The sequence below is a fragment of the Paenibacillus pectinilyticus genome (assembly GCF_001700435.1).
GTDB lineage: Bacteria > Bacillota > Bacilli > Paenibacillales > NBRC-103111 > Paenibacillus_E > Paenibacillus_E pectinilyticus.
Window position 1 is genome coordinate 770,296 of the sequence record NZ_LYPC01000014.1, and the last position, 22,908, is coordinate 793,203.

12 protein-coding genes are annotated in these 22,908 nt (G+C 46.7%); 10 read left to right on the forward strand and 2 right to left on the reverse strand.

What is annotated here, in order from left to right; genetic code table 11:
* The first annotated feature begins 13 nt into the window (after positions 1-13).
* The 10 genes from A8709_RS10400 to A8709_RS10445 all read left to right on the forward strand — a co-directional run bounded on the left by A8709_RS10400 (position 14) and on the right by A8709_RS10445 (position 20,973).
* Complete coding sequence (locus tag A8709_RS10400; RefSeq protein ID WP_065852280.1) at positions 14-1,012, forward strand: endo-1,4-beta-xylanase; 999 nt, start codon at positions 14-16, stop codon at positions 1,010-1,012.
* A 302-nt stretch (positions 1,013-1,314) separates the two neighbouring features.
* Positions 1,315-5,676 carry a glycoside hydrolase family 10 protein gene (locus A8709_RS10405; RefSeq protein WP_065852281.1) on the forward strand — a complete coding sequence of 1,454 codons (4,362 nt, stop codon included), beginning with the start codon at positions 1,315-1,317 and terminating at the stop codon, positions 5,674-5,676.
* 260 nt (positions 5,677-5,936) lie between these two features.
* Complete coding sequence (locus tag A8709_RS10410) at positions 5,937-8,318, forward strand: helix-turn-helix domain-containing protein (RefSeq protein WP_244163153.1); 2,382 nt, start codon at positions 5,937-5,939, stop codon at positions 8,316-8,318.
* Positions 8,319-8,552: 234 nt separating this feature from the next.
* A complete protein-coding gene (locus tag A8709_RS10415; protein WP_065852282.1) occupies positions 8,553-10,193 on the forward strand; it encodes a type 2 periplasmic-binding domain-containing protein in 1,641 nt (546 codons plus the stop codon).
* Positions 10,194-10,328: 135 nt separating this feature from the next.
* Positions 10,329-11,264, forward strand: coding sequence for an ABC transporter permease (locus A8709_RS10420; RefSeq protein ID WP_065852646.1), 936 nt, complete (start codon positions 10,329-10,331; stop codon positions 11,262-11,264).
* Between the two features lie 12 nt (positions 11,265-11,276).
* Complete coding sequence (locus tag A8709_RS10425; protein ID WP_065852283.1) at positions 11,277-12,149, forward strand: carbohydrate ABC transporter permease; 873 nt, start codon at positions 11,277-11,279, stop codon at positions 12,147-12,149.
* A 45-nt stretch (positions 12,150-12,194) separates the two neighbouring features.
* On the forward strand, positions 12,195-15,308 hold the full coding sequence (locus A8709_RS10430; protein WP_065852284.1) for a glycosyl hydrolase family 95 catalytic domain-containing protein: 3,114 nt from the start codon (positions 12,195-12,197) through the stop codon (positions 15,306-15,308).
* A gap of 104 nt (positions 15,309-15,412) precedes the next feature.
* On the forward strand, positions 15,413-18,622 hold the full coding sequence (locus tag A8709_RS10435) for a galactose-binding domain-containing protein (RefSeq protein ID WP_065852285.1): 3,210 nt from the start codon (positions 15,413-15,415) through the stop codon (positions 18,620-18,622).
* 279 nt (positions 18,623-18,901) lie between these two features.
* A complete protein-coding gene (locus A8709_RS10440) occupies positions 18,902-20,056 on the forward strand; it encodes an MFS transporter (RefSeq protein WP_208607674.1) in 1,155 nt (384 codons plus the stop codon).
* Between the two features lie 86 nt (positions 20,057-20,142).
* Complete coding sequence (locus A8709_RS10445; protein ID WP_065852287.1) at positions 20,143-20,973, forward strand: AraC family transcriptional regulator; 831 nt, start codon at positions 20,143-20,145, stop codon at positions 20,971-20,973.
* 32 nt (positions 20,974-21,005) lie between these two features.
* Here the strand turns inward: A8709_RS10445 and mgrA are convergent, their stop codons facing one another.
* Positions 21,006-21,998 (reverse strand): L-glyceraldehyde 3-phosphate reductase, encoded by a 993-nt coding sequence (gene mgrA / locus A8709_RS10450; RefSeq protein ID WP_065852288.1) that lies wholly within the window; start codon positions 21,996-21,998, stop codon positions 21,006-21,008.
* Between the two features lie 111 nt (positions 21,999-22,109).
* On the reverse strand, positions 22,110-22,889 hold the full coding sequence (locus A8709_RS10455; protein ID WP_065852289.1) for a class I SAM-dependent methyltransferase: 780 nt from the start codon (positions 22,887-22,889) through the stop codon (positions 22,110-22,112).
* Positions 22,890-22,908: the final 19 nt, after the last annotated feature.

The window sequence follows — 22,908 nt, forward strand, 5'->3', positions numbered from 1 at the left end:
AATGTGGACCACAATGAATAGAGAGCCGCTGTCTTTATATCAGGCATTTCAAGGGCAATTCAAGATCGGTGCGGCAGTAAGCACGGCAACACTGCGGTCATCCGGCGATTTTATCGCAAAGCACTATAATAGCATTACAGCTGAGAATCAGATGAAATTCGAGCATGTTCAGCCGCAAGAGGGGCTATATACGTTCGAGGCAGCGGATGCAATTTTTGATTTTGCAGCCAGTCATGGGATTGCGGTAAGAGGACATACGCTCGTCTGGCATAATCAGACACCAGATTGGGTATTTGAAGGACCAGATGGTGGACCCGCGTCCAAAGAATTGCTGCTATCTCGATTAAAAGCACACATTCATACGGTCGTAGGCAGATACAAGGGGCGCGTATACGCGTGGGATGTGGTGAACGAAGCGATTGAAGATAAGCAGGATCTAGTCATGCGAAATACCAAATGGCTGGAACTGATTGGTGAGGATTATCTTCGACATGCCTTCCAAATGGCCCATGAAGCGGATCCGAAGGCGCTGTTGTTTTATAACGATTATAATGAAATTACCCCCGTGAAGCGGGATAAAATTTACAATCTGGTACGTAGCCTGTTGAATCAGGACGTTCCAATTCACGGTATTGGCATGCAAGCCCATTGGAGTATCTATGGTCCTCCTCTCGAGGAAATTAAACAGGCTATCGAGTTGTATGCTTCATTAGGTGTTCAGCTTCATATCACGGAGATGGACCTCTCCATGTTCGTCCATGAGGATACGCGCACGGATTTGTTAGCCCCAACGGAGCAAATGTTGGAGCTTCAACAGCAACGGTATGAAGATATCTTCCGTTTGCTGCGTTCCTATTCGGACGTCTTGACGTCTGTCACCTTCTGGGGAGCTGCGGATGATCATACGTGGCTCGATCAATTTCCAGTGAGGGGACGTAAGAATTGGCCGCTTCTGTTTCAGGAGGATCACACGCCCAAACCGGCGTATTGGCGGTTGATTGAGAAAAGTTAGGCTGTCTGTGAAGACTCAACTATAAACTTTTGTTGTAAAGATGAGGCGTGGATTTCTTCGGTGAAATCCACGTCTATTTGCTATGAATATTAGGTGGAAATTTGTTTCTAGTTCCACTTATTGGTAAATATGCGATGGCGTAAAGTTAACTTAATAACTCGGCGTATATTTCCATATTTCCATAATTAAGGGGGGATACACCTATATTCTTAGTATGGGAGCGGATAGCATGGCCGATGTAGAATAATATAGAAAGCGTTTTCAAATGAAGTTAATCAAATTTGTTAGGGGGAATGTAACAAATGAGTAGAAAGCTCATAAGAGTGATCTCGGTCTTACTCGCAGCAGCCTTGATCATCCCAGCAGCTTGGCTTGTGCCGGCTGTGGAAGCTGCAGCGCCGGTAACGGTTTATCATGAAACCTTTGCGAGCGGTAAAGGTCTTGCAACGCAATCAGGTGGTGCCAGCCTAACACAGGTAACCGGCAAAGTTTTTGACGGTAACACTGATGGGGCCGCTTTATATGTAAGCAATAGAGCGAATACGTGGGACGCGGCAGATTTCAAATTCGCTGACATTGGTCTGGAAAACGGCAAAACATATACGGTTACCGCAACCGTATATGTGGACGCAAATGTGTCTGTACCTAGTGGTTCACAAGCGTATCTCCAAACCGTAAATAGTTACGGCTTCTTGGCTGGTGCAGATCTGGCAGCTGGAGGTGCGGTCACGCTGACGAAAGAATTTACGGTGGATACGAGCAAAGATACGAGCCTGCGTGTTCAATCCAACGAGACTGGGAAAGCTATTCCCTTCTACATCGGAGATGTCCTGGTTACGGCTGTAGCAACCAGTACAGATCCAGCTACAGTAACGGTTTATCACGAAAACTTTGCAAGCGGCAAAGGATTTGCAACGCAATCGGGCGGTGCTAGCCTATCGCAGGTCACAGGCAAGGTATTTGACGGCAATACAGACGGTACAGCCTTGTATGTTACGAACAGAGCAAACACGTGGGACGCGGCAGATTTCAAATTCGCTGACATTGGACTGGTCAACGGCAAAACCTATACGGTGAGCGTATCCGTCTTTGTAGATGCGAATGCTACTGTGGCCAGTGGTTCTCAAGTTTATCTTCAAACCGTAAACAGCTACGGTTTCTTGGTTGGTGCAGATTTGGCAGCCGGAAGTGCGGTCATACTGACCAAAGAGTTTACGGTAGATACAAGTAAAGATACGAGCTTGCGCGTGCAATCTAACGAGGATGGAAAAGCAGTTCCTTTCTACATTGGCGATATCTTAATCACCGAGAAGGCAAATTCGGGTGGTGCGGTCGAAGAGCAGCCTAGACCTCCTGCTTTAAATTTCTCAACGATTAACTTCGAGGATCAAACGGCAGGAGGTTTTGTAGGCAGAGCAGGCACGGAAACGTTGACTGTGACCAATGAAGCCAATCATACTACGGACGGTTCTTACGCATTGAAGGTGGAAGGTCGAACAGATAGCTGGCATGGCCCAACACTTCGTGTTGAGAAATATGTGGATAAGGGCTATGAATATACAATTTCGGCTTGGGTAAAATTGATCGATCCTTCAAGCTCGCAGCTCCAGCTATCCACGCAAATTGGTCAAGGAAGCAGCGCTAACTACGTTAGTCTTTCACCCAAAACAATCAATACAAGCGACGGCTGGGTGAAGTATGAGGGAACTTACCGTTACAACAATGTAAGCAGTGAATATTTGACGATCTATGTAGAAAGTTCATCTAACAAAACGGCTTCCTTTTATATTGATGATATTAACTTTGTTAAATCAGGATCAGGGCCGATCGCCATTCAGAAAGATCTTATACCAATCAAGGATGCTTATCAGAACGATTTCTTGATCGGAAATGCCATATCGGCAGAGGATCTGGATGGTGTCAGACTTGAGCTGTTGAAGAAGCATTTCAATGTCGTCACAGCAGGCAACGCCATGAAGCCGGATGCGCTGCAGCCTACGAAAGGCAACTTTACGTTTGACGCAGCGGATGCACTCGTCGATAAAGTCCGGGCTGAGGGCATGCAGATGCATGGACATGTACTGGTATGGCATCAACAATCGCCTGCGTGGCTGAATACGTCGAATGGCACCCCCTTAGGGCGGGAGGAAGCGCTCACTAATTTGCGGAATCATATCCAAGGTGTCATGGGGCATTTCGGCAACAAGGTGATTTCCTGGGATGTCGTTAACGAAGCAATGAATGATAACCCGTCAAACCCGGCGGATTGGAAAGCGTCTTTGCGCCAAACACCATGGTATAACGCTATTGGATCAGACTATGTGGAGCAGTCGTTCTTAGCGGCAAGAGAAGTGCTGGATGCACATCCTGATTGGGATATCAAGCTTTATTACAACGATTACAACGATGATAACCAGAATAAATCACAGGCCATTTATAATATGGTCAAAGAAATGAATGATCGGTATGCACTCACGCATCCCGGCAAACTTCTCATCGACGGCGTAGGCATGCAAGCACACTACAGTGTAAACACGAACCCGGACAATGTGAAGCTGTCCCTCGAGAGATTTATTTCCTTAGGCGTCGAAATAAGCATAACTGAGCTGGATATTCAAGCTGGAAGCAACTATCAGCTTTCCGACAAGCTTGCTGAAGCTCAGGGCTACTTGTACGCCCAATTATTCCAGATCTATAAGGCTCACGCTGCACATATCAAACGGGTTACCTTCTGGGGAATGGACGATAACACGAGTTGGAGAGCTGCTAACAATCCATTGCTATTTGATAAAAATCTGCAAGCTAAGCCGGCGTATGATGGCGTAATTAACCCGGATGCCTTCATTCAAGCGCATTCGACAGAGTCAGCACAGGCGAATCAGTCAACTGCTCATTTCGGCACTCCTGTCATCGACGGTACGGTTGACGCGATTTGGAGCCAGGCACCTGAAATTGCGGTTAATCGTTATCAGATGGCTTGGCAGGGGGCAAGCGGTGTGGCCAAAGCTCTCTGGGATGATACCAACCTGTATGTGCTAGTCCAAGTAAGCGATGCTCAGCTCGACAAAACGAGCGTTAACGCGTACGAACAGGATTCCGTCGAGATCTTCTTGGACCCTAACAATGCCAAAACATCGTTCTACCAAGATGATGACGGACAATACCGAATCAACTTTGACAATGAAACATCATTTAATCCAGCCAGCATCTCTGAAGGTTTCCAATCAGCGACCAAGGTGACCGGCACGAATTACACGGTTGAATTGAAGATTCCGTTGAAATCAATTACACCGGCTGACAACAAAAAATTAGGTTTTGATGTGCAGATCAATGATGCAAAAGACGGTGCCCGTCAAAGCGTTGCTGCATGGAATGATACGACAGGCAACGGATACATGGACACATCTGTATATGGCGTGCTAACGCTTGCTGGCAAAGGCAGTGATAGCGGTTCAAGCGGCGTCGGGTATAGCGCGCCAACAGGAAGCGTTGAGAAGGTGGATGGCGTTGTTACGATCAAACCGGTTGTCAATACGAACAATGGGCACGCGATCGGCACGATTTCTGGCGACAACTTGGCAAAGGCGCTTGAACAAGCCACTGTAACGGCAAATGGTAATAAACAAGTCGTAATTGAAGTGCCGACACAAGCAAATGCGACTTCGTACGAAGTACAATTGCCAACGAAAAGCCTGAACGGTGACGATACTTTCGAGCTTTCTTTGAAGACACCGAACGCAACTATGCTCATTCCAAGCAACCTGCTATCCAATGTGACAAATAACGGTGAGCAAGTGTCCATTCGCGTAGCGAAAGCTGCCCTTGATAACTTGGATGAAGCTACTCGCACACAGATTGGCAGTCGTCCTGCTATCGATCTAAGTCTGGCCGCCGGCGATACTGTTATTGCTTGGAACAACCCGAATGCGCCTGTGACGGTTGCGATTCCATACACGCCGACAGCCGAAGAGCTTAACAACACAGATCATATCGTCATTTGGTACATCGATGGCGATGGCAAGGCAATCTCGATTCCGAATGGTCACTATGATGTGGCAAGTGGAACGGTTGAGTTCCAAACGACACACTTCAGCACCTATGCGGTAACCTCCGTCTTCAAGACCTTCGGAGATCTACAAAATGTAACATGGGCGAAGCCAGCGATTGACGTCATGACATCACGAGGTGTCATCCAAGGCATCTCAGAGGATCACTACGCTCCTGAGACTTCCATTAAGAGAGCGGACTTTATCGCGTTGCTTGTACGAGCGCTTGAGTTGCAAAGCACAGGCAAAAAGGATGTCATGTTCAGCGATGTCCCTGCTAACGCTTATTATTATCATGAGCTGAGCATCGCGAAGGAACTGGGGATTGCCAATGGCTTTGACGGCAATATGTTCAAGCCAGAAAGCACAATCTCACGTCAGGACATGATGGTGCTTACTACACGCGCTTTGGCAGCAGCAGGTAAACCAGTCGTAGCAAGCGGAACTTTAGACGCTTATTCTGACGCGGCCAGCACATCCACTTACGCGAAGGACAGTGCTGTCGCTCTGACGAAATCTGGTATTGTGAATGGCAAGGATGGCAATCGTATGGCGCCGAATGATTCGTTGACCCGGGCAGAAACGGCTGTTATTCTGTATCGGATTTGGAAGTTGTAATTAGAGGTAATGAAGATGGATGCTATTATCCAGCATTCATAGTTCTGTAAAATCGAGATAGCGAAGATCTTTTCCTGATTGAATGGGAAAAGGTTTTCGTTATTTTTTTGCGCTGAAAGTTGAAGCTGAGGGCGACGTAGCCGTTTTTTGCGCGGTTCTGGATGAGCTGAAATTGAGAGCCACGGTTTAAGCTCCCCCAAAAAGTTATATTGCAACTTTGATGAAGAGAAGATACAATTTCTAATAAATTCATTTACGGAATGGACGGTGAGCTTGATTTGAAAATGCCTTTCATTTTACGCCTTGTAGATAGTCGCAAAAGTGCTCTTTCGACGATCATCGCCTCCAATTTATTCATTTTATTGATACCGCTTGCAATGGGTCTTTTTTTGTACGCCAAGGTCGAACAGAGTCTGGAGAAGAGCACGACAAGATCCAATGTAGCAATGCTCGAGCAGCTGAAACTGTCCCTCGATAATAAAATATCGGAAGTGGATACGTTAATGCGTCAGGTTGTGTTTGATCCGAAGCTGGATTATATGCTTAGAATCCCTACCGGTGCGAAAGATGCTGACAAGTATGAGTTTATTCAATTCATGCGAGATAAGATGAGTAAGTATCACAGCATGACCAGCAATTTCATCCTCGATTACTATGTGTATTTCGCTAGCAGCGATACGATTGTCAAATCGGATTTGGTAACAGACTCACGAACCTTTTATTCCATCTACTACGCTTATCAGAACATGCCTTACGAGAATTGGCGTCAGCTTCTGGCCAAGGAGCATAGGATGTCCTACTTACCGGTAGCTCCCTTAACTAACAATGGGGATCAAGCCCCAAAGAATGTGATTACCTATATCCAGACGCTTCCCGTTCAATCACAATCCCAGAATCTCGGAAGTTTTATTGTGTTAATCGATGTTGACCAAGTTAAGGAATTATTTGCGCAAATGGAATCAGCCAGTCATAGCTCCGTCTATATTATTGATAATGCTGGTCAAACCATCATGAGTAACAGCGATTTGCCATTCCCATCTGATTTGCAAGGGCGCATTCAAGGGAGCAAGGGTCCATTTGATTATAGACTAGCAGGTGTAGATCAAGTGGTTTCGACCACTTCTTCACAAAAAGCTGGCTGGAAATATGTGTCCATTATGCCCAACGACGTATTTATGCAGCAGGTGAATCAAATCCAGAGCTGGTCGATCGGTTTATTTATCTTATGTCTCATTTGTGGGCTTGTTGCTGTCAGCATTGGGGCGTACCGTACATATAAGCCACTCCAAAAGACCGTTCACGCGATTATGCGCGGAAAAGACATGCTCCTGCGTCCTGCCGCCAATGAATACGAGTTCATACAACAAACCGTCGAAGGTTCGTTTCATGAAGAGAAAAACCTGCGTATGACCTTAAAGCAGCAAGTGCCATTTATCCGAGCGAACTACCTGTCCCGTTTATTAAATGGATACATGGATGTAGATATCTCGGCGGATAACGGAGATTCTCTTCAGTTTATGGATTTGAGTTTCATTAGCGACAGTTTTGCGGTTCTCCTTGCCAAAATTGAGGATGTCCCTTTCTTAGCGGACGAAGACGAACAGCAATGGGCTCATGCCAGATTTATCGTCTCCAATATAGGTACGGATCTGATCGCGGTGCATCATAAAGGATTTTCTGTTGAACTGGATCGAGATCGTCTTGCGTTCCTCATTAACGTATCGCCAGATCGAGCGGAGACGGCTGAAACCAATATTCGCGAAATCGCGGAATCACTCTTAAGTATCATCGCCCAACGGTTCCAAATTGGCATGACCATCGCAGTTGGCGGTGTACATGCGGGGCCCAAAGCCATTCGAGATTCGTACCCGGAAGCACTCGCAGCCCTTGAATATAGGTTAATCTTAGGCAAGCATGCAGCGATCCATTTCCAGGATATCCTCGAGGTGAAACAGCATTACTATTATCCGCTCGAAATTGAGATCCAGCTGATCAATTTTGTCCGCAGCGGAGATACCGAGAATGTGGAAAAGCTGCTCGATAAAATTTACTCGATGAATTTCGATTCTGGCCAAATGACACCGGAGTTGGGGAAATGTCTTTTTTTCAATGTGACGAGTACGCTTTTGAAAATTGTGAACTCCACGAATACGAACCAGGAAGAAGTATTGGGCGCTGACTTTGATCCTATTAAGGAAGTGTTCAGTTATCCGACAGCGCAAGGCATGTATACGAAAACGAAGGAGCTATACGAGACGCTTGCCGGCTCGTTTAATCTAGAACGTTCGGATCATAGTACCAATCGACTGCAGGAAATCCTTAGCATTGTACACGCCAATCTGAGTGATTCAAATCTTGGCGTCGCACAAATTGCTGAACGTATCCAAATGACACCGCAATATTTGTCCACTTTCTTCAAAAAAAATCAGGGGCAGAATCTGCTGGACTACATCACGCATAAAAGAATTCAGCAAGCTAAGCAGTACATGGAGAGTAAGGAAATGACGATTGTTCAGATTGCCCACAAGGTTGGCTATAACAATGATGTCGTGTTCATCCGAGCCTTCAAAAAGCTTGAAGGCGTAACGCCGGGTAAATACCGTGAGTCGATGTTCGCGGAAATCATCTCCTCAGACGCATAATAAAGCAGCCTCGTTGAGGCTGCTTTATTGTCTTCCTAGCTGCAACTGATGAATTCTAATATGGACTGATGATTTCTCAGCAAGCCCGTATTTCTTACTTAAATACAACGAAAACGAGAAGTAGGCAGTATTCAGACCTAGGCCAGTGCAGCATACTTGGAATCAGGTGCTAGGGAAACACGGAACGGCGCCATCGATGATAAACGTTATATATACGAAGGGGAGGCAAGAAGAATGAAGAAGAGTTTGAAACAAGTTGGATCCGTTATGTTGCTTTCGGTATTAACCATTTCGGTAGCTGCGTGCAGCAGTAATACGGGAAGCACAAGTTCATCCGCAACACCGCAGTCAAGCAGTGAAACACAACCGCCTAAGTTGACGAAATTGACGTATTGGGTACCTAATCACTCGGCTGCGTCAGGCCAAATGAAAACGTACGCTGAAATGGGCATGTATAAGGAACTTGAGAAAGTGACTGGCGTCAAGGTTGAGTTCCAGCATCCACCACTTGAAGTACCACAAGCGCAAGAGCAATTCAATTTAATGATTGCGACCAACGATCTTCCAGATGTCATTGAAGCAAGTTGGGGAGCGACAAGCGGTGCGGTCATTCGATATCCTGGCGGCCCGGAAAAAGCCATTTTAGATAAGAAAATTATTAAACTGAATGATTTAATCGATAAATACGCACCGAACTTGAAGAAGCTGCTTACGGATCATCCAGATTGGAAAAAGCAAATTTCCACGGATGAAGGAAGCATTTATGCATTCCCTTTCCTGCGTGGAGATGACAAAACGAGAGTGAGCTTTGGCCCATCCATCCGCCAGGACTGGCTGGATAAGCTAGGATTGAAGATGCCAACGACGATTGACGAATGGTACACGGTATTGAAAGCGTTTAAAGAAAAAGATCCGAATGGCAATGGTAAAGCGGATGAAATTCCAATTTACATAGACAAAAATATGTTTTCTACGGATGCACCTTTCCTTGGTGCGTGGGGTATCAACTATAGTTTCTATCAAGATAACGGTAAAGTGAAATACGGCCCGATCCAACCAGAATATAAGGAATTCCTTAAGACTATGAACAAATGGTACAAGGAAGGTTTGCTCGACAAAGATTTCGCAGCACCGAACGAGAAATTGTACGATAACAAAATGACGACAAATCTCATGGGCGCATCTGTTTCTTATAATGGGGGAGGGCTAGGTAAATATGCCGGCCTCATGAAGGACAAAGATCCGAGCTTTAAGCTGGAAGCTGCTCCTTACCCAGTATTGAAAGCTGGCGACAAAGCGATTTGGGGACAACGGGATTTTGCTTATAACGGCGTTGGAGCAGCCATTTCGGCAGCCGACAAAAATCCGATTGAAACCGTAAAATGGCTTGATTATGCTTACGGCGAAAAAGGAGATCTGCTGTTTAATTACGGGATTGAAGGCACGAGTTACAAAATGGAGAATGGCAAAGCAACCTTCCTACCAGAAGTTCTAAATCCTCCAGCAGGAACTAGTGTACAGCAGTCGATTGCCAAATATACGCGTGCAACGTGGAGCGCACCTTTTGTGCTTAGTGGCAATTTCCAATTGCAATATCTAGGACTTCCGCAACAGAAGAAAGCTTTGGAAATTTGGTCGCAGCCAACAGCTGAGCGTAAGCTGCCACTTGTTTCACCGACACAGGAAGAAAGCAGCAAATTCGCGTCCATCGTGACAGATATCCAAACGTATCAAGATGAAATGCTCTTGAAATTCATCATGGGTGTTGAACCGATTGATAACTTCGATCAATATGTGAAAAAGATTCAAAGCATGGGCATTGATGATGCGATTAAAATCCAGCAAGGGGCTTTGGAGCGTTTCAATAAACGCTAAGTCATAGAGCTGGTGGGGATGAACAGGGGTTAGGGTTTATCCCCTTTTTACTAGAGACTAGAAAGAAAGGCTAGGATGACGATGAGACCAAGTGCAGCAAATGGGAAGGCTGATTATGCCGAAAATAGAACCGCAATGACAACGAAAACTTATCGTGATCCGACCGTCCTGCAAACCATACGTGCTGATGTAAAGCGGCATTGGTCCATTTATGTGATGGCACTTCCCGTCATTGCGTATTATCTCATTTTTCAATATGGACCGATGTATGGCTTGCAAATCGCTTTTAAAGACTTCTCGCCTGCGCAAGGAATCTTGGGAAGTCCATGGGTTGGGTTTAAACATTTCGAGAGCTTCTTTAACGGCATATACTTCTGGCGATTGATTAAAAATACGATTCTCATTAACTTGTATGATCTGTTATTCGGTTTCCCGGCTGCCATTATTCTGGCCTTGCTGCTGAATGAGATCCGTCACAGTGTATTTAAACGGGTGGTTCAATCCATCTCGTATTTACCGCATTTCATTTCCATAGTCGTCGTCGCGGGGATGATGATTGACTTTTTAAGCCGAAATGGTCTCATTAACCAGCTGCTAGGCAACTTTGGCATCGAACCGATTGACTTTTTGCAAAAGGAAAGCTGGTTTCGTTTTCTATTCGTTTCGTCAGGCATCTGGCAAGGCATCGGTTGGGGCTCCATTGTGTATTTGGCGGCAATGTCTACGATCGATCCGACCCTGTATGAAGCTGCCAGGATGGATGGCGCTAACCGCTGGAAGCAAACACTGCATATCACGATTCCGGGTATTATGCCAACGATTGTGATCCTGTTTATCCTGCAAATGGGGAATATGCTGACGGTCGGCAGTGAAAAGGTGCTCTTGTTGTACAATCCACTTACCTACGGAACAGCCGATGTGATTTCCACCTATGTTTATCGTAAAGGGGTATTAGAGGCAAGTTATAGCTTTACCGCAGCTGTTGGGCTTTTCAACTCCGTCATCAGTTTTATACTGATCGTCGCAGCCAATAGCTTTGTAAAGCGGATCAGTGAGAACAAATTGTGGTAAGGAGATTTGCACATGAAACTAACCGGCGGTGAGCGAACATTTGGCTACTTCAACACGCTACTCATGCTCGCACTTTGCGCGATCACCCTTTATCCGTTACTATATGTCGCCTTCGCTTCATTTAGCGATGCAACGTCATTGCTGCAACATCGAGGTTTAATGCTTAGACCAGCAGGCTTTGATCTAAGTGCTTACAAAGCTGTGTTCGAGAACCCGATGATTATGAAAGGATATCAGAATACGCTGATTTACGTTGTACTTGGTACGACCATCAACCTGTTTATGACGGCAATCGGTGCTTATGTATTGTCGAGGCCCAATCTCTATTTTAAAAATATCATCATGTTCTTTATCGTCGTCACGATGGTGTTTCACGGCGGGCTAATTCCGAGTTATTTACTGGTGAATTCGCTCGGGATGATGAATACGATGTGGGCCATTCTGATTCCAGGTGCGATTAATACTTTTAATATGATTATCATGCGAACTTCGTTCCAAAGCATTCCAGTTAGCTTGGAAGAATCAGCTCGAATGGATGGTGCCGGTGATTGGAAAATTTTATTCCGCATTGTCATCCCCCTTTCAATGCCGGTGATGGCCGTCATGATCCTGTGGTACGCGGTAGGTCATTGGAATTCTTACTTTAATGCGCTCGTTTATTTGCGGAATCGTGAAGCCTATCCACTTCAGCTTGTACTCCGGGAAATTCTAATCTCCAACAACACAGATTCGATGATGGCCGGTGGTGGAGACGATAAATATGCCATCGGAGAAACGATTAAGTATGCGGCCATTATGGTCTCGACGCTTCCCATCATTTGTCTCTATCCGTTCCTTCAGAAGTATTTTGTCCAAGGTGTGATGATCGGGGCTATTAAGGAATAAGGGTGAACAGGACAACACGATAGGGTTGCAGAAGGAGGCATACTTGTGAGAAGCGTGACATTTGAGAATGCGCCAAGCAGCTGGAACGAGGCTTTACCGATGGGGAATGGCCATTTCGGCGGTATGGCGTATTTTGAGGATAACCAATTGACACTAGCGCTCAATCATTATGAGGTCTATTATCAGAAGCTTCATCGTTATAGCCAAAAGTATCGGAATGGTGAAGTCGCTGACTTCTCGTTGCAATATGGACGTACGTTGGACGAACTCCGAAACCTGGCAGAAGAAAGGTATCGAGATCCAGCGCAGAACCCAATCTTTCTATATGGCGATGCGTTATCACCGAACAGCATGTATCGGAAATATGGCAAGCCTTCAGGCGGTGTTTCCCACTATCCGACAGGTGAACTTCATCTTACTCCTTCGGAAGAGCTTGCAGAACCGGATGATTATTCGCTGAGGCTTGATATAGAAAGGGCTGTTGTTCAGTTTCGCGTGGAAAAAGGCCAAGATCGGCTTGACGTGTGTACACGCATTGCGCAAGATGGCGATTATGTCATCACAGACATTTATCAGTCCAAATCATCTTTGTTATCGTCTGTAGGGATGTCAGTTCCCACAGGGAGATACGTGGATATGAACGTGACCTATCATCAGTTGGATGAGAGAACCTTCTACTATCTTGGATCCTTCTATCCCGATGGTGAAGAGAAAGAGCACTACGATCCGTTCTCGTTTATGGTGATGATGAGAATCATCGGGGCCAAAGGCAGCGTCATCTCAGATTCCCAAGATGGGCTTCGCATTGCGATTCACAAGGCGGGTTCTAACCTAACTTTGCTTACAACGGTGGTTACGGAAGAGGAAACGAAGGAGCTCCTCCCAACCGCACTTTTGAGATTGAATAAGTCCATCTCAGATGTTGAAGATATCGTAGACGATCATCAAGCCCATTGGCATGCTTTCTGGTCTCGTTCCTCGGTCACCCTACCGGATCCCATGCTCGAAGATCTCTGGTATATCAATCTATACGCCATTGCATGTTCTAGCGGTAAAGGCGGAAGGATGCGCGAGCAAGCGTGCGGGTTGAATGGCTTGTGGGATATTAAACAGCCAACGAAGTGGGGCAGCATGTGGTACTGGGATGTGAACATTCAAGCTGCATTTTGGCCGCTTTATACGGCTAATCATCTTGAAGTGGCGGAAGCATTCAAAGAAGGGTTGCTTTCCTATACTCAACTTGCCGAGCAAATGTCGAAGCAATTTCATGGTCTGGAAGGCATTGCTGGGGATTATCCCCATGCGTTATATATGAGCATTTGGCCATGGTGCGCGCAATTTCTTTGGGACTATTATCGATACAGCATGAATCTTGGCTTCTTGCGTGATAAGGCGTATCCGTTGTTCAAGCAGATTGCTAGATTTTTCGAAGGCTATTTGCAGCAAAATGCTGAAACAGGACGTCTGGATATCTTTCCAGATATTTCACCGGAGCAGGGGCCTTTGACTCGCAACTCAACTTGCAGCCTCGCCACAGTTAAATACTTATTCAGGATTGCTGCAGAAGCGAATAAACGGCTTGACGAAGCGGAAGCGGATCGGCTCAAATGGGAGAAAATCGCAGACAGCTTGGCGGCGTATCCTACGGCGATGTCCAATCGCTATGGTGATGTCTTATTGGATTCGCAATGGGCGCCGCCTGACTTGCATTTGCGGCATCCTTCGCTTCTCATGCCGATTTATCCGATTGGAGAAATTGGTAAAGAAAGCGCGCCTGATCTCAAGCAAAGGGCGGAGAACACGCTTCGCTATGCTGCCAATCAGACGGAGTACGGCATGTTTCAATTCGGTTGGCTCTCCTGTGCCGCTTCCAGATTAGGGAATGGCGCGTTGGCACTTCGGCTGCTTTATGAGCAAGGCATTGACTTATCGCTCAGGTGCAATGGTTTGTTCGCTGAAGAAACGGAACGCTGGATGAACTACTGCAACATTACGAATGAACCACTGTACCATCCGCACATGATGGAAGCATCGGGTGAAATGGTGGCTGCTGTGAATGAAATGCTGCTGCAAAGCTATGACGGGGTGATCGAGGTGTTTCCTGCGCTGCCATCCGGCGAGTTTGAGCAGGAACGGTCGATTGGACTGTACGACCATGAGGTCGCGAGAAAGGTAAAGAAATATGAGAAATGGAACCAATGCGCCTTCAAGGGTCTACTAGCAGTAGGAGCTTTCGAAGTGAGTGCGGATTTCAAAAATGGACGCACAACATGGGTACATATACGAAGCAAGGCGGGATCGAAGGTCGTTATTCGCAACCCTTTTCGACTAAGTGAAAATGTATTAGTATCATTCAAAAATAATCAATCCTGGCACGAAGTGGCGTATCACCAGGAAGATGGACGGATTTCATTCGAAACGGAGAAGAATGGGGAATATGCGATGTATCCTCAGACCGAATCCTTACTACCAGAATTATTCCTATCCAATCCTGATCGCATAGCTGCGCAAAGATCCTATCCGCTCGTTCATGAAGCCCATACGCATCGACGCGTATTTCTTGGTAAAAACCAAGATACGCAGCATGCGAGGATGCTTGATCATGTCACGTTTGACTACTACGCCGGCAATTCCCGTGAGTCGAGATTGGCCGCTTATCGTTTGGATTTTGGCGTGGAAACGCAGGTGCTGGAGAAAGATTACTCCGACGTGCTGCCTAGACAGATTCATATGGACGGGGTCCTAGGGCAAACGTTTCGCAAAATAACACCGGAAATGGTGTTCACACCCTATTCAGGAATCGGCTGGGAAAGCACGCAGGCCATCGTTTCGGCAGACCGAGGGGAACCCGATGAGCTGCGCAGGGATTTCATTGGAGGAAATGGCGACGCAACGTTCATCGTAGAACTTCCGAAGGGAAGGTATGATCTGCTCTTCGTATCGGGAGATAGAGATGAACCGTCCTACACGGAAGTTGAGATCGCAGGTCAATGCATGTGGAAGCCTGAGAAAGCCCTGAAAGCAGGCGAGTTTGCCACGGAAATGTTGCCGATCACACAGCGAAGGGACGGCTACGTGAACATACGCTTTAGCACATGCGCAGGTTCGCAATGGCGAGTGAATGTGCTGATCATCAATAAAAATTACACGTATTTATGAGAAGTACAATGGGAGAGATTTGTCCATGAAAGGGGGTGAGTTATTTAAGGGAAGAACTGCGGTAAAGGTAAGTTTATACCAAATTCGAACGTGGAGGTCATGGTATGCGAGTTAACAAGAAAGTGAAAATGACAAGTGCATTTGCCATTCTGACATGCTTAGCCGCTCAGGTCTTAGGCGGAGTACAGACAGCATCGGCAGCAACAGAGAAATTTCCAACCTTTGTACAAAATGCAGCAGTTCCAAGCCTCACAGCCGGCACCGCTGATATTGCCGCTTCGGCGTTCGTTGACAAGGACGGCGAGTTTCATTGGATGTATTCGTTAGCTAACTATGAACAGGCAGACAATGGAGGTTCTTGGATCAAATACAACACGAGCAAAGACTTAGGTACGTTGAACACGAATTGGGGGACGACCACAGTTTACAATTCGTATTGGAATAAGCCAGGAACGATTAATTACAAAATCTATCAAACTTACGGCATCCCAACACCGTATCAGGATGACCACAACGACGGGATCGGTGTCTGGATTGATCCAGATACAGGGTATTGGTATTCACTGACGAACGATGAATATCAATTCTCGCCTTTTGCCACGAATAACCCGACGACCAATGATCGAATTGCCACAGGCATTCATAATAACCGTGTACTTGCCACTTATTCGACAGATAAAGGAGCTACTTGGCAGTTGATTGGGCAAGTGGCTACGTCCCCGTGGAACGATAGTAACGAATCAGCAAACAGTACAAACTTTTCGGGTTCAACCTGGTCGTATGGCGTTGCGGGAACCCGCTTTTTCGTGGACAATGTAAACGGTTACTTTTATGTGCTCTATAACAATCACATCAATTGGAAGCCGGGGTACAGCAATATCCTGACCTATTTCAGTCTTGCCCGCTCTCCCATCAGTGCCAAAATGGCGGAAGGATCATGGGATGTGTGGTATAACGGGACTTGGACCCGCTCTGCACTGAAAGGTTATGCAGGCTGGATCGGCAGTCCAATGGGAGCTGGCAGCGATCATAGCCTGACCGTCAACTATACACCGGCGACGGATAGTCTTACTTTAACTGGAACGGGCATGGACGGCTCCTCTTTGAACATTGGCTACTTGAAAGTACCAAGCAGCGGCGATTTTACTTTCAGCGATCCAGCAGGTAATTCGTATACAGCGAATACAGTGAACGGTACGCTCAAAAACGCGGGAGGCACCAGCATTCCGTCTGTCTCTTACTCCGATCCAGCGCTGGATGCGACGATAACGGTTACTATTCAAAGCAGCCAAGTCGTGATCACGCAAGAAAATAACGCAACTGGTTACGTAACGACGGTGAAACCGGGAGGCAGCACGCCGGTATTCAAAAATACGGCTACGCAAAGGTTGTTCCTCCCAGTGAACACACAATATGAGAACGCTTTTTCCTATAATGTTTACAGCGGCAAGTACCGTTCCGTCGGTTATGACGGGTACATGTATGAGACCGATGATTTAGGCGCTCCGGATACATTTAAAGTCGTCGGCAAATTGCCTGCTACGGTAGGCAGCTATTTGTCTCAAATCGACACAGGCAGTCTGACCAATCAGCAAGTCAGCGGCTATTCGTTCCGAACGATTTCTGATTTATCGGGATCACAGAAAAATTATTCCGCAGCTGCTCCTAGTGCTGGGCAAACGTACTATTCAGCATACAATCCGCCAAAGGATCAAGCCGGAACGGCCTTATCTCCATCTACCGCTTATACGATCTCCATTGGTGGAAATTCACTTCAGGATGGAACGGCAACTCAATGGCAATTTGTCCCTGTACCTGATGAATTTGACCCATCAAAGAATAGCGGTTTCTACCGGTTACAGAACACGAGTACAGGCAAGTTTCTGAAGGTATCTGGCGCAACCACGGCCGCAACACGGGCCATGGGTGCAACGGTGAGTGTTGGAACAGCGGACGCAAATGCGAATCCGAACGGAAATGGCGGTAACGGAGCTGCTGTCGGCAGTGACCAGTGGTATCTTTTGCCTGTGGGAAATGCCACTCCAGCTTATCTCACGCCATCTTCCTCGAGCGCTGCGATTGCAGCAGCAACGAATACAAGCCTAAGTGGCTTAACGACCTATCGACTGGTCAACCGCTCTAGTGCATTGGGCGTTGAATTTAGCGCAGGTCAACCAACCGTGCAAAGCATGAAATTCGGTGCGGGCAACCCGCAAGCCTTGGTCATTACACCTGTAGCATCCAATCCTAACCTGCCGTCCGTACCGACGAGTTTGACTGCGACAGCCGCAAGTATGTCCCAAATCAACGTTACTTGGAATAGCGTGGCAGGAGCAAATGGTTATGATCTGATGGTTGATGGTGTAACGGTCAGTAATGTTAGCAGCCCGTATACGCATTCAGGACTTACGGCAGCCACAACGCATACCTACGAGGTGAAGGCTAAAAACAGTCAAGGCGCGAGTTTGTGGAGTTCACCTGTGAGTGCTACGACCCAAACGGGAATTGTATCCCAAGGGAAGACGGCTACCGCAAGCTCTCTACAAACAGGCTATGATATCAGCAATGCGAATGATGGCAACGCGGGCACGCGGTGGGCAGCGGTCACCAATACGTACCCCCAATGGTGGAAGGTGGATCTCGGCAGCAGCATGAATCTGACGAAGCTTGAAAGCAATTGGTATAACAGCGCAACCTACCCAAGGTCCTACCAGTACAAAATTGAAGGCAGTAATGATGATGTGACTTACACGACAATCAATGACAAGTCAACGAATACAACACAAGGGTTGACGACGGACACACTGACGGGAACTTACAGGTATGTGCGAGTTACGGTGACGGGCTCCAGCTACAGTGGCGGAAGTGCTTCGGCTTATGAATTCAACGTATACGGCGATGCGACCCCGACAGGACAACTGGTCTCACAGAGTAAAACTTCCACAGCAAGCTCGCTGCAAACAGGAAATGAGGTAAGTAACGCCAATGACGGGAACACAGGTACTCGCTGGGCTGCAGTCACCAATACCTACCCCCAATGGTGGAAGGTTGATCTCGGCAGCAGTATGAATCTGACGAAGCTCGAGAGCAACTGGTATAACAGCACAACTTACCCAAGGTCCTACCAGTACAAAATCGAAGGCAGCAATGATGATGTGACGTACACGACCATTCTTGACAAGTCGAGTAATACGACACAAGGCTTAACTACGGACACTTTTACCGGGGATTACAGGTATGTACGGGTTACCGTAACGGGTTCCAGCTATAGTGGCGGCAGCGCTTCTGCTTATGAGTTTAAGGTGTATAATTAAGGAAGACGATTCCGTATAAAAACACATCGATTAGCCTGACATGCGAGAAATCCTGGTTAACGGGAAATAGGTGTAAAAGTGTCATGAATTCAAAAACCAGCGATAGACTAGGCATATCTAACCTAATCTGATGCTGGTTTTTGTTTTTCCAAGAAATACATATTTCCTAGCCAGTGACAGCACAATAGGTAGACACATTACGCAAATTGAATCGGAGGTTACCACTTGACGGTTTCAAAGAAAGAGACAATCGAGAACACGATTCCCGCCTGGTTAACCATGCTGCTGGCAGCCGCGTGCGGAATCATCGTAGCTAATCTCTACTACGCACAGCCATTAGTTGGCTTAATTAGTGCTTCCATCGGATTATCTTCTAGCGGTGCTGGTTTAATCGTAACGATTACGCAGATTGGCTACGTGATCGGCTTGCTGTTCATCGTACCGTTGGGTGATCTTGTTGAAAATCGAAGGCTGGTGTTCGTCGCACTGCTTCTCACCGCTGCTGCGCTAGTCGTTGCGGCGGTCGCGAAGAACGCGCTTTTTTTCTTAAGCGCATCACTTTTGATTGGGTTAGGGTCTGTCGCAACACAAGTCCTCGTGCCTTTTGCCTCCTATCTGGCATCTGAATCTTCGCGCGGCCGTGTTGTCGGCAATGTCATGAGCGGACTGTTGCTTGGCATCATGCTCTCACGCCCATTATCCAGCCTGGTGGCTGATCTCCTTAGCTGGCATGCCATTTTCGCTTTATCAGCCGCTGCGGTTGTTGTGTTGGCACTGCTACTGCTAAAGGTGCTGCCAACGAGAAATCCTACGGCGAACACCACATATGGGGCTCTGCTTGCTTCGATGTGGTATTTACTGAGAACGACGCCGATCTTACGTCGCCGCGCAGCTTATCATGCCTGTGTATTTGCGACGTTCAGCTTATTCTGGACCACGGTTCCATTACTATTGTCGAGCTCAGATTATCATTTTTCACAGAAGGCCATCGCGTTGTACGCACTTGTCGGAGTCGCAGGTGCCGTTGCCGCCCCAATGTCCGGCCGAATAGCGGACCGTGGTTGGACGCGGCCTGCAACAGGAGTTGCGCTCGTTACCGTCATCGTTTCAGTATTGTTGTGTTTGATATTTCAGACCAGCTCAACACTTGGTATAGCTGTGTTAGTCCTTGCCGCTATCCTTTTGGATGCTGGCGTATCTGCTAATTTGGTGCTAGGGCAACGTGCAATTTTCTCGTTAGGGCCTGAAATTCGCAGTCGACTAAATGGGCTGTTCATGGCCATGTTCTTCTTCGGTGGGGCGATCGGATCCGCTGTTGGTGGATGGGCATTCGCCTCAGGAGGTTGGAGTCGAGCCTTATGGATCGGCGCTGCTTTCCCAATCTTAGCTTTCCTGTATTTCTTCACTGAAAAAAACAGCCGGACACACGCTTAGCGAGGTGATCTCGGCTTTTTTTAATGGAGTCCGAGAAATCTTGTATGGTATAATGTCTGTGAATATGAGGGGGGCGAGAACTGTTTATGGCGATATTTCAGTACAATCAGGAACGTCTGTACCGTAAGGATCCTGATCTTCATTTGCTGTATTGGGGTAAAGAGGCATGTAAACCTGGCCATACTGTCGGACCTGGGGTCCGTGATTTATATAAGATTCATTTTATACATAAAGGAAAAGGGCTTGTTCGTATTGGAAGCCAGACGCATCATCTGACACCTGGACAAGGATTTCTCATCTATCCGGATGTGATTAGTTACTATGAAGCGGACCAGGAAGAGCCTTGGACGTATTCGTGGATTGGTTTTCGTGGGGCGCAGGTCGAGTCGATCTTAGCACGAACAAGACTGACGCCAGAACAGGCCGTGTTTCCCATGGACAGGCAGGTCATGCCGCACATGTATGAACAGTTAACAGAGGCGAATGCACATGCATTCAGTGCGGATTTGAAGCTTAAAGTGATCATCTATGAATTTATGGCGGTGCTTCTTGAAGTGGCTCCCGCCTCATCCAGTGGGGAGGAGGTACGTCCTAACAAATGGGATAGTTACCTCATTCAAAGTATGGAATTCATACATGCTCATTATAATGAACCTTTTTCCATCGAAGACCTTGCTTCTCTACTCAAACTGGACCGTAAATATTTCTCGGCTATTTTCAAAGAAGCTACCGGGCTGCCTCCCCAGCAATATCTGCTGCAATATCGGATGAATAAAGCATGTGAACTGCTGGAGAAGAGCAACTATGCCATTGGAGAAATAGCCAACTCGGTAGGATATCAGGATCAACTGATCTTTTCGAAAATGTTTAAACGTGTAAAAGGTGTGTCACCTAAATTATTTCGCCATATGAAGTGAAATAACGCTAGACATTCGTCTTTTACGTACGCTTAGGCATTCAAAATGGCATCAATGCGATCTAGCTCCTCTTGTGTAAATAGAGGGGCTTTCAACGCATCGACCGCATCTTCAATTTGGCTGACCTTACTTGCGCCAATCAAAGCTGATGTAACACGTCCCCCGCGCAATACCCACGCAAGTGCCATTTGAGACATTTTCTGTCCGCGCTGTGCTGCCAGTTCGTTGAGTAGTCTCACTTTGGAAATTCGCTCTTCATTAATATCGGACTCCTTCAGAAAGACACTGGAGCTTGCCGCTCTAGAATCCGGAGCAATACCATTCAGATAACGGTCGGTGAGAATGCCTTTAAATAAAGGTGAAAAAGCAATCGAACCGATGCCCTCTTCATCTAACACATCCTGAAGCCCCTCTTCAATCCAGCGGTTCATCATGGAATAACTCGGTTGATGAATGACACAAGGTGTTCCTAGTCGTTTCAAAATGCGAGAAGCTTCTTTCGTCTCCTCAGGCTTGTAGTTCGAAAGACCAACGTAGAGCGCTTTGCCTTGTTGCACGATCTGATGCAAGGCAGCCATCGTTTCTTCCAACGGCGTATTCGGATCTGGACGGTGATGGTAGAAGATGTCGACATAGTCCACTTGCATACGCTTCAAGCTTTGATCCAGGCTGGCAATTAAGTTTTTCTTAGATCCCCATTCCCCATAAGGCCCCGGCCACATATAGTAACCTGCTTTAGTCGAAATGATCATCTCATCACGATAAGCTGCGAAATCCCCTTTGAGCATGTTCCCAAACATTTCTTCGGCTGAGCCCGGCGGCGGCCCATAGTTGTTCGCTAAGTCGAAGTGCGTAATGCCTAAGTCAAACGCTTTTCTGAGCATCGTACGGCCATTCTCGAATGTATCGATACCGCCAAAATTATGCCATAGCCCTAACGAAATGGCTGGTAGCTTAAGACCGCTGTTTCCACTACGGTTATAAGTCATGGCATCATATCGGGATGAATGAGCTGAATAAGTCATGATTGAACCTCCTAATGATGTGAATACGTTTTATTTTAGAGAGATTCGCTAGCTATGACAATGTTCATAAGGATGTTGTTTATGTCCTAATGTCAGTTTGTATTGGTGGAGTTATGGACGAATAGCTTGTAAATAAACAGCTTCGCCAGTAAAGCTAGACAGTCTATTCGATTCATCCGTCGTGATTGAGAAGAAATCTTTGAATTCCTGTGACGCTTGCAAAAACTTAGCTTCCAATACGGCCTTTTCTTCCTCGGGAAGCCCAGAACGTTCACACCAGTCATGAAACTGGAATGGTTTTGGGAAGCTAAGCATCATTTCAATGCGAAAGCTTACCTGTTCTAGTAGGTGGATCCATGCTGATTTTTTCCAAGCACGGACATGACTCGGGTCTCTATCCTTTTCGATTTCATTATAGAAGTGATCGAAAACATCCTGTTCTGGTGCCACATTATCAATCAGCAAGAGCTTGCCGCCAGGCTTGAGGACACGGCGTGCTTCGCTTGCAAATGAAGGAATATTCGGAAAATGATGTGCGGCTATTCGGCATGTCACGAGGTCGAAAGCAGCATCTTGGAAGGGAAGCAACTCCGCGTCACCTCTAACGAAATCAACGTTGGTATGTCCGTTCCCGGTAATAAATTGGGCAGCCGTTTGTAACATTTCTTCGGTCAAATCATAGGCGGTCACTCGACGTACAAGAGGTGCTAAAGCGTTCGCGACATGCCCGCCACCCGTAGCAATATCAAGCACATCCATCATCTTATCTGCCTTCGAATTGGCGACGAGTGCAGATAAATCCTCTCCTTTGGCATGACGAGTGCTCGTAACATATTTACTGGCATGTTTGGCGAATTGCTGCTGCACGTTTTGTTTAATGAGGTCATCCATGGTTGTTTCCTCCTTAGAA